The sequence below is a fragment of the Betaproteobacteria bacterium genome (genome assembly GCA_016791345.1).
Lineage (GTDB): Bacteria > Pseudomonadota > Gammaproteobacteria > Burkholderiales > JAEUMW01 > JAEUMW01.
On sequence record JAEUMW010000307.1, the window covers coordinates 1 to 12,838 of the forward strand.

At 64.8% G+C, this 12,838-nt stretch carries 9 protein-coding genes; 4 read left to right on the top strand and 5 right to left on the bottom strand.

Annotation, left to right across the window (positions count from 1 at the left end):
- Positions 1-722: hypothetical protein (locus tag JNK68_12135; GenBank protein MBL8541103.1), on the bottom strand; the 722-nt coding region annotated here is incomplete at its 3' end.
- A gap of 111 nt (positions 723-833) precedes the next feature.
- Here JNK68_12135 and JNK68_12140 point away from each other — a divergent pair.
- Entirely contained in the window at positions 834-1,883 is a 1,050-nt protein-coding gene (locus JNK68_12140; protein MBL8541104.1) for an AraC family transcriptional regulator, read from the top strand.
- A gap of 78 nt (positions 1,884-1,961) precedes the next feature.
- On the opposite strand, the gene glgB is transcribed toward JNK68_12140, so the two are convergent.
- Positions 1,962-4,154 (bottom strand): 1,4-alpha-glucan branching protein GlgB, encoded by a 2,193-nt coding sequence (glgB, locus tag JNK68_12145; protein ID MBL8541105.1) that lies wholly within the window; start codon positions 4,152-4,154, stop codon positions 1,962-1,964.
- 358 nt (positions 4,155-4,512) lie between these two features.
- On the opposite strand from glgB, the gene glgX reads away from it, so the two are divergent.
- The 3 genes from glgX to JNK68_12160 all read left to right on the top strand — a co-directional run bounded on the left by glgX (position 4,513) and on the right by JNK68_12160 (position 9,642).
- Complete coding sequence (gene glgX, locus JNK68_12150; GenBank protein ID MBL8541106.1) at positions 4,513-6,669, top strand: glycogen debranching protein GlgX; 2,157 nt, start codon at positions 4,513-4,515, stop codon at positions 6,667-6,669.
- Between the two features lie 694 nt (positions 6,670-7,363).
- The gene (gene serC / locus JNK68_12155) at positions 7,364-8,443 is read left to right on the top strand and encodes a 3-phosphoserine/phosphohydroxythreonine transaminase (protein ID MBL8541107.1); all 1,080 of its coding nucleotides are present in this window, start codon (positions 7,364-7,366) and stop codon (positions 8,441-8,443) included.
- Between the two features lie 14 nt (positions 8,444-8,457).
- Positions 8,458-9,642, top strand: a complete 1,185-nt coding sequence (locus JNK68_12160) for a phosphoglycerate dehydrogenase (protein ID MBL8541108.1) — start codon at positions 8,458-8,460, stop codon at positions 9,640-9,642.
- Between the two features lie 7 nt (positions 9,643-9,649).
- Here JNK68_12160 and JNK68_12165 read toward each other — a convergent pair whose 3' ends face one another.
- The 3 genes from JNK68_12165 to JNK68_12175 all read right to left on the bottom strand — a co-directional run.
- Positions 9,650-10,837, bottom strand: coding sequence for an iron-containing alcohol dehydrogenase (locus tag JNK68_12165; protein MBL8541109.1), 1,188 nt, complete (start codon positions 10,835-10,837; stop codon positions 9,650-9,652).
- Positions 10,834-11,751, bottom strand: a complete 918-nt coding sequence (gene mltB / locus JNK68_12170; protein ID MBL8541110.1) for a lytic murein transglycosylase B — start codon at positions 11,749-11,751, stop codon at positions 10,834-10,836. The genes JNK68_12165 and mltB overlap by 4 nt, the downstream gene beginning before the upstream one ends.
- Positions 11,752-12,021: 270 nt before the next feature.
- Positions 12,022-12,838: PQQ-binding-like beta-propeller repeat protein (locus tag JNK68_12175; protein MBL8541111.1), on the bottom strand; the 817-nt coding region annotated here is incomplete at its 5' end.

Consider the following 12,838-nt stretch of genomic DNA (forward strand, 5'->3'; position numbering starts at 1 on the left):
CCGTGTTCGAACATCTCGCCCTCGAGCGGTGCCGGATAGCGCGGCTGCCCGTCGATCACGACATACGCGGTCGCCGCGAAACGCCGGTTCGCCAGGCCGCGCGCGACGCGGCGGAAGAGATCGGCCGACCGCGGCAGATCCGGCGCAAGTTCCTGCAGCCAGTTCATGAAGAACTCGATGGTCGACCGGTGCAGGATGCCGCTCGTGGTTTCCAGCATCTCGTCGAGCGTCGACGACAGCTCGGGATGGGCCAGCATGCCGCGCAATTCGAAGATCACATCGGCAACCTGCGGGTCCCCAAGACCGAGCAAGGCGCCGAGCCCGGCGCCCGTATTGCGTGCACGCGGCGTCAGAAGATGATCGAGCACGCAGAAGGGACCGTTCTCGGGACCCGCGGGATCGGGACGATGTGAGAGCGCGGCAGCCGTCGCCGCAGTCGATACGATGTGCCGGTCATGGTCACCCAAAAGGATCGGCATCAGCGCCCACGCCGGCAACTGACCGCGCCGCACCCGCAGCGCAAGCGGCCCGTAGACGGCCAGACGCGCTTCCGCCGGCCTCCCGTCTGCGAAAGACGACCAGACGCTGATGAGGGTGTCGAGATCATCCACGTTCGGAGTACGGGCAAACGCTTCGAGTCGTCGCGCGAGCGATTCGTGGTCATCGGCAAACGCCGCGCCTCTGGCGGTTTCCTGCTCGTCATCGGACGTCGAGCAAAGCATCATGTCTCCACCTTCAACTCTTGTTAACGGGGTGGTTACACGATAAGCGAATGCGCTAAGCTAGCCGCTGTCCGTACCGGCCAATCGTTTGTCCTTGCACGCCACACCTCCATGGCAGCGACCGTCCTCACCTCACCCTCGATCGCGTTGTGGAAGGCGCTCGAAGAAGCCGGCGCCAATGCGCAGCAGATATTCGAGATGGCCGGGTTCGATCCCGCCCTGCTCGCCAGACCGGGCACTCGCGTGCCGGTTTCGGTGATTCGCAGACTGTGGCTGAACGCCGTGGACGCGACCGGCAATCCCTGCATCGGCATCGACGCCGTACGACACTTGCACCCGACGGCAGGCCATGCGCTGGGCTATGCGTGCTTGGCGAGCACGACTGTCCGCGAAGCCATGCAGCGCTTCGCGCGCTATTTTCGGGTCGTCAATGAAGCGACCAGGCCGCAGTTCGAGGACACCGGCGACGGCTTCTGCCTGCAGCTCACCTTTCCCGGCGGCGCACCGCTGCTGCCCTCCGCGCAGCAGGATGCACTGCTCGCGAGCGCGCTCGAGATGGCGCGCCGGTGTGCCGGCGAGGACTTCGCGCCGCTTCGCGTCGAGCTCATGCATCCGGCGCCCGCCTGCGCGCCGCGCCTCGACGCGTTCTTCCGGGCGCCTATCGAATTCGACGCATCCCAGTACGCGATGCACTTCGCGCGCGACGGCATGCTCAGGGTGCTGCCGACCGGCAATCCGGAGCTTGCGCTCTCGTCCGAGGGGCTGCTGCGGGACTATCTGGCGCGCATGGAGCGCGCCGACGTCGTCGCGCAGGCACGCAGGTTCATCGCCGAACGGTTGACGTCCGGCGAGCCGCTGGCAGGAGACGTGGCACGAGCGCTGGCCGCAAGCCCACGGACGCTGCAAAGACGCCTGAACGAGAATGGCACGAGCTTCGCCAAGCTGCTCGACCAGACGCGTCGCGAACTCGCCGTCGAGTACCTGCGCAACCCCGAGAACACGGTCGAGGAAACCGCCTTTATGGTCGGCTTCGCGGAAACCGCGAGCTTCAATCGCGCCTTTCGACGCTGGACCGGCCACTCACCGACCGCGTTTCGCGCCGAGCACCGCGGGATGCTGCCCACACCCTCACACCGGCCCGCAGTTCGTTCCGCGCACTGACCCGCCGGACGGCCGTTGCCGGAAGCCGGTTCGGCCGCCCCCCGGGTCACTCTTGCGGCGTTTTGCCGCGGAAACGGCTCAGGCGGGCGCCAATACGATCGTCCCGAGCGGTGGCACGGTAACCGCGAGCGAATACGGCCGGTTCATCCAGGGCGTCTCCTCCGCCACCAACTGCCCGCCGTTGCCCAGATTGCTGCCGCCGTAGTGGTGCGAGTCGGAGTTCAGAATCTCGCGATAGCCACCGGGCGACGGCACTCCGATGCGGTAGCCGTGACGTGGGACCGGCGTGAAATTCACGATCACCACCAGGAACTCATCGCCGGCGCGCCGCACGAAGCTCAATATCGATTGCTGGGAGTCGTGGCAATCGATCCACTCGAAGCCCTGCCACTCGAACTCGTGCCCGTGCAGCGCCCGCTGCTCGCGATACAGGTGATTGAGATCGCGCACCAGACGCTGCATTCCGCTGTGGAAAGGATATTCGAGCACGTACCAGTCGAGGACACCGGCGCTGTTCCATTCCAGCCCCTGGCCGAAGTCGGTGCCCATGAAGAGGAGCTTCTTGCCGGGATGGGTGAACATGTAGCTGTACAGCGTGCGCAGATTGGCGAAGCGCTGCCACTCGTCGCCCGGCATCTTGTTCAGCATCGATCCCTTGCCGTGCACCACCTCGTCGTGCGAGAACGGCAGCATGAAGTTCTCGGTGAAGCAGTAGAGCATGCTGAAGGTCAGCAGGTCGTGATGGTACTGCCGATGGATCGGCTCGTTCGAGATATAGCGCAGGGTGTCGTTCATCCACCCCATGTTCCACTTGATGTCGAAGCCGAGACCGCCCAGGTAGGTCGGCCGGGACACCTGCGGCCACGAGGTCGATTCCTCGGCGATCATCAGGATGCCGGGGCATTCCTCGTGGGTGACGGCATTCATTTCGCGCAGAAACTCGATCGCCTCCAGGTTCTCCCGACCGCCATACTGGTTGGGGATCCATTCGGTGCGCGAGTAGTCGAGGTAGAGCATGGAGGCCACGGCGTCCACGCGCAGACCGTCGATGTGCATCTCCTTCAGCCAGTAGAGGGCACTCGCGAGCAGGAACGTGCGCACCTCGTTGCGGCCGTAATTGAAGATGAGCGTCGACCAGTCCAGATGCTCGCCCTTGCGTGGATCCTCGTGCTCGTAGAGCGCGGTGCCGTCAAAGCGGGCGAGCGCGTAGGCGTCCTTCGGAAAGTGCGCCGGCACCCAGTCCAGGATGACGCCGATGCCGTTGCGATGGCAGTAGTCGACGAGATAGCGGAAATCGTCGGGGGTGCCGAAGCGGCTGGTTGCGGCAAAGTAGCCCGTCGCCTGATATCCCCACGACAGATCGAACGGATGCTCGGTGACCGGCAGCAGTTCGATGTGCGTGAAGCCCATGTACTTCACATACTCGACAAGGCGCTCCGCGAGCACCCGGTAATTCAGGAATTCGCCCTCCGGTCCGCGTTGCCAGGAACCCAGGTGCACCTCGTACACCGACATCGGCCCATGCTGCCAGTCCCACGCCGCGCGCCGTTCCATCCACGCCGCGTCCTGCCACTCGTGCTGCGGCTCACCGACGACGATGGAGGCGGTGTTCGGCCGCGCCTCGAACTGCTGCCCGTACGGGTCCGACTTGAGCAGAAGCTGACCGGTATGTCGATTCCTGACCTCGAATCGGTACAGCGCGCCGGGACACAGGTCGGGAATGAAGATCTCCCAGATGCCGCAGCCCGAACGCACCCGCATCGGGTGGCGGCGCCCGTCCCAGCGGTTGAAATCGCCGACCACGCTCACGCGCTCTGCATTCGGTGCCCAGAGAGCGAACAGCACGCCGCGCACGCCGTCGACGTCGCGCTCGTTGGCGCCGAGGATCTTGTAGGCCTGGCGCAGCTTGCCTTCACTGAAAAGATAGAGATCGGTGTCGGAGATCTGCGGCGGATAGCAATAGGGATCGTAGGCGATGTGCTGATGGTGCGCGTCGTCCCGCCAGATCAGGCGGTAGCGCTCCGGCACCGCGGACGCCGGACCCTGCCACTTGAAGAAGTCCGTTCCCGGCACGCGCTCCATGTGGACGTTGCCCTCGGCAATTGCCACCTCCGTTGCGTGCGGGATGAACGCGCAGACGACGACGCCGTCCTTGGTCGGATGTCGTCCCAGCACCGAAAAAGGATCGTGATGCCGGGCCTCGGCAACCCGCATTTCGTCGTCGCTCAACCGGGGTTGCGACGTAACCTCCCTCGCTTGCCTTGCACTCATGATCGATTCCTGATTTCTTAGCAGTTCTCAAATACCGACGACGCGCGCTCTCGTCTGTGTGAGGAATGCGGCGGCGTCGCCCCCGAAGGCACCTTGCCCGCAAGCTTGCCAGGAATGAAGGCCGCAACCGGCGGGTTGCGGCGCGTGTGACTCGTAGCGACTATGTTCTTGTCGTTGCGCACGAGCGAAGTGTGACAGGCCGTTTAGGAAACGGAACGGGTAAGGCGAACGATACAACACGCTCGACAATCGAGCGCAGGTATCATTATGCCCGATCAGCAGGCAACGACCTCAACTTTAATAGGGCCATATCGTGCGCCCCAGCGCTCCGCATCCGCGACCCAGGCGACTCAAGAGCATAGCAACCACGAACCTCTGGCCAGGATCCCCCCAACCGCTCGGCGCGACGTGGGACGGCAACGGCATCAACTTCGCTGTCTTTTCCGAGCATGCCGACGCCGTGGAGGTCTGCATCTTCGATCAGCGCGGCCGGCGCGAGGTCATGCGCGGACGTCTGCCCGAGCGCTCCGATTTCATCTGGCACGGGTATCTGCCCGACGCGGGGCCGGGCACGCTGTACGGATTTCGCGTCCAGGGACCGTACCGGCCGGAACAGGGTCATCGCTTCAATGCGAACCGGCTCCTTCTCGACCCTTATGCCCGCGCCATCATCGGCAAGCTGCGCTGGACCGACGCCCATTTCGGCTACAAGGTGGGAGCGCCGCGTGCCGATCTCACGTTCGACTGGCGCGACAACGCGCCCGCGATGCCGAAGTGTCGGGTGGTCGATCCCGCGTTCGACTGGGAGGGCGTCGAGCACCCCAGGACCCGCTGGAGCGACACCGTCATCTACGAACTGCACGTGAAAGGCTTTACCCAGCTCCACGACGGCATCCCCGGCGAGCTGCGCGGCACCTATGCCGGTCTCGGCAGCCCTGCGGCGATCGAACACCTGCGCGCGCTCGGCGTCACCGCAGTGGAACTCCTGCCGGTGCACAGCTTCGTCGACGACCGCGTGCTGGTCGAGCGCGGACTGCACAACTACTGGGGTTACAACAGCATCGGCTTCTTCGCACCGGAGGCACGCTACGCGGCTACCGACGATCCGGTGAACGAGTTCAAGGCCATGGTAAGGGCGCTGCATCGCGCAGGCATCGAGGTCATCCTCGACGTGGTCTACAACCACACTGCGGAAGGCAATCACCTCGGACCGACCCTGAGTTTCCGCGGCCTCGACAACGCCGCGTACTATCGCCTCACGGCCGCCAATCCGCGCTATTGCATGGACTACACCGGCTGCGGCAACACCCTGAACACGATGCACCCCAAGGTGCTGCGGCTCATCATGGATTCACTGCGCTACTGGGTCGAGGAGATGCACGTCGACGGCTTCCGTTTCGATCTGGCGACCACGCTGGCGCGCGAGGTGGGCGCCTTCGATCCCTATGGCGCCTTCCTCGATATGGTCCATCAGGACCCGGTGCTTGCGCGTGCGAAGATCATCGCGGAGCCTTGGGATCTCGGCGACGGCGGCTACCAGGTCGGCGGCTTTCCTGCCGGCTGGAGCGAGTGGAATGCGAAGTACCGCGACGCCGTGCGCGCGTACTGGAAGGGGGATGGCGGCCTCATCGGAGACCTCGCCTACCGCCTCACCGGATCGAGCGACCTCTTCGCGCACAACGGTCGCGGTCCGCGCGCGAGCATCAACTTCATCACCGCCCACGACGGTTTCACGCTGCGCGATCTGGTGAGCTACGAGCGCAAGCACAACGAGGCGAATGGCGAAGGCAACCGCGATGGCGCCGACAACAATCTCAGCTGGAACTGCGGTGCCGAAGGTCCCACCGACGACGCGAAGATTCTTGCACTGCGCGCGCGCCAGCAGCGCAATCTGCTGACCACTCTGGTTCTGTCGCAAGGCGTTCCGATGCTGGTCGCCGGTGACGAGATGGGTCGTACGCAACAGGGCAACAACAACGCCTACTGTCAGGACAGCCCGATCAGCTGGCTCGACTGGACACAGTCCGAAGCGAATCGTGAACTGCTGAGTTTCGTCACGCGCGTGATCGCCGTGCGCCGCGAGCATCCGGTGTTTCGACGGCACACGTTCTTCCAGAACGGACCGCTTCCGGACGGTGTCCGCAATGTGCTCTGGTTCGGTCCGGACGGGCTGGAGATGAGCGACCAGGAGTGGCATCAGGGCTTCGCGCGCTGTCTCGGCATGTACCTGGCGGGCGATGCCATCGGCGAGGTGGACCCGCGCGGCACGCTCCTGATCGACGACAATTTCCTCCTGCTGATCAACGCCCATCACGAGGAAATTCCGTTCGTGCTGCCAGGCTTCCAGTCGAACGTCCGCTGGCAGGTTGCGATCGATACCGCGGATGCCGCGCCCAGCCCCGATGTGCGGCGCTACTACGCACAGGGCGATACGTTTCCGCTGCAGGGGCGCTCGCTCGCGCTGCTCACACAGCCGCGGACATCCGCTGCGGACGAGTCCGCCGACGTGCGGTGAACTTCTTGCGCTGAATGCCCTCTCATGCCATCGCCACGATGGCAATGATCGCCTTATGGCATTGCAGCATGCCGATCGGGCAAGAGTCTTGCAGACCCCTCGCGCGGCTTTTCGCCCGATCCGATATTCCAACTTCAGAGAGGACACAACGATGCAGGATCCCGTCAGGTTCATGCCGCAGGCATCCATCCCGGCAGAAGATTGTGAGTTCGATGCCTGTTACGGCACGACGATCGTCCTGGCACGCGCGAGCGCGTCTGCGCGACGACCCGAGTGCACCTCACAGGTCGCGCATGCTCAATCTCACCACGGCGCACGTTCGCCGTTGGCTTGATCCAGTCCGCTTCGTCCGCGCTTCGCTCTCCGCGAAGCCGATCACGTCAAGTCATCTGTCTGTAATGTAGCGCGCGGCGTCGGAATCCAACGGACTTCGACGCCGCGCGCGCTTCCTCCCGATTTCACTGCGCAGTTTTAGCCCTGCACGGGCTTGGCACACCGAAGACGCACTCGGCACGGAGCCGGCGCGGTGGCATACTACGCGTCCGCAATCCGGAGCAGCCGTAACAAACTCCTCGAACATCGTCGTCGAACCCCGCTCTCGCGCGTCGACTCGCCGGTACATCGCCGACCGTCGAAACCGCGAAATGTCACGGGTGCTGCTTCTCCTACTCTGAACCAACCTCGGAACACGTTCATGCGAGTCTTCAACTTCAGCGCCGGTCCTGCGGTGCTGCCCGAACCCGTGCTGCAGCAAGCGGCAGCCGAAATGCTCGACTGGCGCGGCACCGGCATGTCGGTCATGGAAATGAGTCATCGCAGCAAGGCGTTCATCGGCATCGCGGAGAAGGCGGAGGCGGACCTGCGCGCGTTGCTGTCGCTGCCGGTGCAGTACAAGGTGCTTTTTCTGCAAGGCGGTGCAATCGCGGAAAATGCTGTGGTGCCCATGAATCTTCTCGGCAGCCGAAGCTGCGCCGCCTACGTCGACACCGGCGAGTGGTCGAAGAAGTCGATTCAGGAAGCGAAGAAGTACTGCACGGTGCACATCGCCGCCTCGGCAGCGGACGGCAAGTACACCAGCGTGCCGGCGCGGGAGACATGGCAGCTTCCCGCCGACGCGGCATATGTGCACGTCTGCACCAACGAAACGATCGGCGGCGTCGAGTATCACTGGACGCCGGACACGGGCGAGATTCCGCTCGTCGCCGACATGTCCTCGCATTTTCTGTCGCGTCCTCTCGATGTGTCGAAGTTCGGCGTGATCTACGGTGGCGCCCAGAAGAACATGGGACCGGCCGGCCTGACCGTCGTCATCGTGCGCGAGGATCTGCTCGATCGTGCCCTGCCGATCACGCCATCGGTGTTCCACTGGAGGAAGCAGGCAGAAGCCGGATCAATGCTCAACACGCCGCCGACCTATGCGATCTACGTCGCCGGGCTCGTATTCGAGTGGCTGCTCGGCGAGGGCGGCCTCGCTGCGATCGAGCGCCGCAACATCGCCAAGGCGAATCTGCTTTACGACTACCTCGACCAGTCTGCCTTCTACCGTAATCCCGTGCGCAGGCAGGATCGCTCGCGCATGAACGTTCCCTTTCGTCTGCGCGACGAAGCGCTCGACGCCGCCTTTCTGGACGGCGCGAAGAAGGTCGGGCTGGTCGAACTCAAGGGACATCGCAGCGTCGGCGGCATGCGCGCATCGATCTACAACGCGATGCCGACGGCGGGTGTGCAGGCACTCATTGCCTACATGCGTGACTTCGAGGCGCGCCACGGCTGACGAGCACGACGATCATGAACAGATATCAGGTCCTCACGCTCAACCACATCTCCAGCCACGGCCTGCGCCGGTTGCCGGCCCCGCGCTATGCCGTGGGCAAGACCGCCGAACGGCCCGACGCCATCCTCGTGCGCTCGCACAGCATGCACGAGATGGCGATTCCGCCGAGTGTCCGGGCCATCGGACGCGCCGGTGCCGGTACCAACAACATCCCGGTGCCCGAGATGTCCAGGCGCGGTGTGCCGGTGTTCAACGCGCCGGGTGCGAACGCGAACGCGGTGAAGGAACTGGTACTCGCCGCTTTGCTGATGGCCGCGCGGAACGTCGTGCCGGCGCTTGGCTATGTCGGCGCCCTGGGCGACAGTGCGGATCTCGAAAAGCAGGTCGAGGACGGCAAGAAGCGCTTTGCCGGTGTGGAACTCGTTCACCGCTCACTGGGTATCGTCGGGCTCGGCGCCATCGGCGGTCTCGTTGCGGACACTGCGCTCAAGCTCGGCATGAAGGTTGTCGGCTTTGACCCGGACATCACGGTTGATGCAGCGTGGCGCCTGCCGTCCAGCGTGCGCAAGGCGGCGACCATCGAGGAACTGCTGCAGCAGTCCGACTTCGTCACCCTGCACGTTCCGCTGCTTCCCGCCACGCGCCACATGATCGATGAGAAGCGGCTCGCGGCAATGAAGCACGGTGCCACGCTCCTCAATTTCGCGCGCGATGCACTCGTCGACGAACACGCGGCCGTGGCCGCCCTTCGTGCCCATCGGCTCAAGTGTTACGTGACGGATTTCCCAGCCGCTGCACTGCTGCACGAGCCCGGCGTCGTGGCGCTGCCGCACCTGGGGGCCTCGACCGCCGAGGCCGAGGAAAACTGCGCGGTGATGGTGATCGACCAGGTGCGCGAGTATCTCGAGAACGGGACGATCCTCAACGCCGTGAACTTCCCCAATGTCGACATGGCGCGCGAGTCCCCCTACCGTGTCGCCATCGCCAATGCGAATGTCCCGAACATGCTCGGGCAGATCTCCACGGCGATGGCGAACGGCGGTCTCAACATTCACAACATGGTGAACAAGTCGCGCGGTGAGATGGCCTACACGCTGGTCGACGTCGACAGCCCGGTCCACGACGAACTCATTCGCGCGATCGCTGCCATCGACGGGGTGCTGTCGGTGCGCGCGATTCCTGCCGAGGACGCTGGCTAATCGCGCCTCAAAGGCGTGCCGTCACGATCGCCGCGACTTCGGCATCGGTCAGCACGATCGGGTTCGTCTTCATGCTTGACCCGCGGCTAGCCGCGACGATCCTCGGCACATCGTCCGCGTGGACCCCATAGTGCGACAGGCGTGGCAGGTCGAGCGCACGCTGCCAGCGCTCGAGAACCGCGACCAGCTCAACGCGCGCCGCGTCATCGTCCAGTTCCGCCGTTGCGGCGAGGCAGCGCCCGATCTCGGCGTACTTCGATAGCGCAGCGCTGTCGGGATCACGCCCGAGGAGCGCCGTGATGTTGACATGTGTCGCGGCCGAGACCGTCGTTCCGCAGGCAACCCCGTGCGGAATCGGGAAGAACGCGCCCAGCGGCGCAGCGAGGCCGTGCACCGAGCCGAGTCCGGTCTGCGCGAGGCAGATGCCGGAGAGGAGCGATGCATATGCCATCCGCTCGCGTGCCCGCGCGGCCTGCGCTCCGCCCTCGAACCACTCGATGAGACCGTCCTTCACCGCAGCGATGCCGGAACGCGCAAGCGCATCGGTGAAGGGGTTGGCCCGCAGGGACACGAACGATTCGAGCAGTTGCGTGAAGGCGTCCATGCCGTCCGCCGCGATCAAGGCCGGCGGACATCCCGCCAGGAGATCCGGATCGACGATCGCCCATTCCGCGACCAGTCGCTCGTCGCGGAAGGATTTCTTGAATCCGGTCGCGCCGTGCACCGACAGCACGGCGTTCTTGGTCGCCTCCGACCCGGTCCCGGCCGTGGTAGGCACCGCGATGAAAGGCGTGGCGGGGCCCCGATACGGCAGCTCCGGCCCGACACCTTCGAGGTGATCCATCACCGAATTGCCCGGCCGGAGCAGACCGGCAATTGCCTTGGCCGCATCGAGCGCGCTGCCGCCGCCCAGGCCGACGACCACATCGAACGCATCGCCACGGTAGCGAGCCACGGTATCGTCGACGAGTTGCGGTGAGGGCTCCCCTGCTACGCGCACCTGGTCCCAGGTGAAGCCGCGGGCGCGCAGCGTCTCGCACAGCCACGCGCCCTCGGCGGACGTGTCGAAGGATGACTTCCCGGTCACGAGCAGCACGCGCGTGCCGTAGGCGCCGGCGATGTCGGGCAACCGGCGCAGGCTGCCGGCTCCGAATTCGATGCGCGGCAGGCGCGCGAGGGAGAAGGGAGCGATCATGGTCGATGGGTCGGCTTGGTCTCCAGCGTCGCATCCGCGGTGCTCGCGCGCGCCGCGGCGAGTTCCTCGGCCAGGTCGAAGAGCGACATCGCGTAGTTGACGCTGCGGTTGTAGCGGGTGATGACGTAGAAATTGGTGAAGCCGAGAAAGTAGAGCGGGCCCTCCTCGCCCTGCAGGCGCACAAGTGCAGCCTCGGTGGTGCCGGGCTCCGTCGCCCCCGCCTGCGGGCGGATTCCGGCCTCGGCGAGCGACTCCACGCTGACCTTCGGTTCGAGTCCCATGTCGACGAACTCGTCGACACGGTCGCCCTGCGCATCGGCCGGCACCGCGACCAGCCCGCCGGGCTTCCAGCCGAAGGCGTTCATGTAGTTGGCAACGCTGCCGATCGCGTCCGCGCTTCGCGACAGATCCGGCCGCCCACTGCCGTCGAAATTCACTGCGTATTTCCTGTAGCTCGAAGGCATGAACTGCGCAATGCCCATAGCTCCGGCATAGGACCCGCGTGGTTGCAGCGGGTCGATGCCGTACTCACGCGCGAGCAGCAGAAACTGTTCGAGCTCGCCGCGAAAGTACTCCGCCCGCGGCGGCCAGTCGAAGGCCAGCGTGTAGAGCGCATCGAGCACGCGAAACTTGCCCGTGTCGCGCCCGTAGTTGGTCTCGACGCCGAGGGTGGCGACGATGATCTCCTGCGGCACGCCATAGCGCTCGCTGGCGCGTGCGACGGTCGCAGCGTTGTCCGACCAGAACTCGAGCCCGTCAGCGACGCGCAGGGGATTCACGTACCGCGGACGGTATTCGAACCAGGGGCGCGCGGTACCCGGCCGCGCCATGGCACGCAGGATGGCGTCCTGCGTGCGCGCCTTCGCCAGCAGTCTGCGCAGCGCGCTGGCGTTGAAGCCGTGCCGTTCGGACATCTCGACCACGAACGCCTCGACTTCCGGGCGCAACTCCTTGGAGCGCTCTGCCGCGTGCGCCCGATCCCACACCTGAATGAGCGTCAGCACGATGAGGCCCAGCCCGACAATCAGTCCCTTCACGATCTCTCGCCGCTTCGCGGCCTCCCGCCGCCACGGGCCGCATTCTAGCGCGGCGGACGAACTGCGCAGCGAACGCGCGGCGAAAAAAGAGGGCCGGCTTGCGCCGGCCCGGAGGAGAGACACCCTTTCGCTGGTGTCGGAGGAGAACTAGTTCTTGAAGAGCTTGAACACCCAGACTGAACCGCCCTGCTCCAGGTAGTTCACCCTCTTGGCGACATCGCCACCCCACAATGGGACCGCGCCACCCCAGCCCGCCACGACAGCGACATACTGCTGACCATCCTGCTCCCAGGTGATCGGTGGCGCGACGACGCCGGTGCCGGTCTGGAAGCTCCAGAGTTCCTTGCCAAACTTGGCATCCAGCGCGCGAAGTTCGCCTTCCGGTGTACCGTAGAACACCAATCCACCCTTCGTAGTCATGGCACCGCCCCAAAGCGGAGCATAGTTCTTTTCCTCCCACACGATCTTTCCGGAAGCCGGATCGATCGCGCGCATCACCCCGATATAGTCGTCGTTGATCGTCTTGATGGTAAATCCAGCACCGAGATACGCTGCCCCCTTCTTGTAAGACACAGGCTCGTTCCAAATATCCATGCCCCATTCGTTTGCCGGCACGTAGAAATAGCCCGTATCGGGGCTGTAGGCCATCGGCTGCTGGTTCTTACCACCCAGGAACGACGGCGCCGAGAATACCACTGTACCTTTCTTGCCATCCGCGCCCTTGGCCGGGTCACCCGGTCGGTTGTCGTCGACGTAGACCGGCCTCCCCGTCTTGAGGTCGATCTCCTTCGCCCACGTGATCTTCTTCACGAACGGAAACGCGCTCACGAGCTTTCCGGTCTTGGCATCGTTCACGAAGAAGAAGCCATTGCGGTCTGCCTTTCCGCCCAGTACGCGTCCGTCTTTGCCTTTGAACGTGACGAACTCGTTCACACCATCAAAGTCCCAGCCGTCGTGCGGGGTG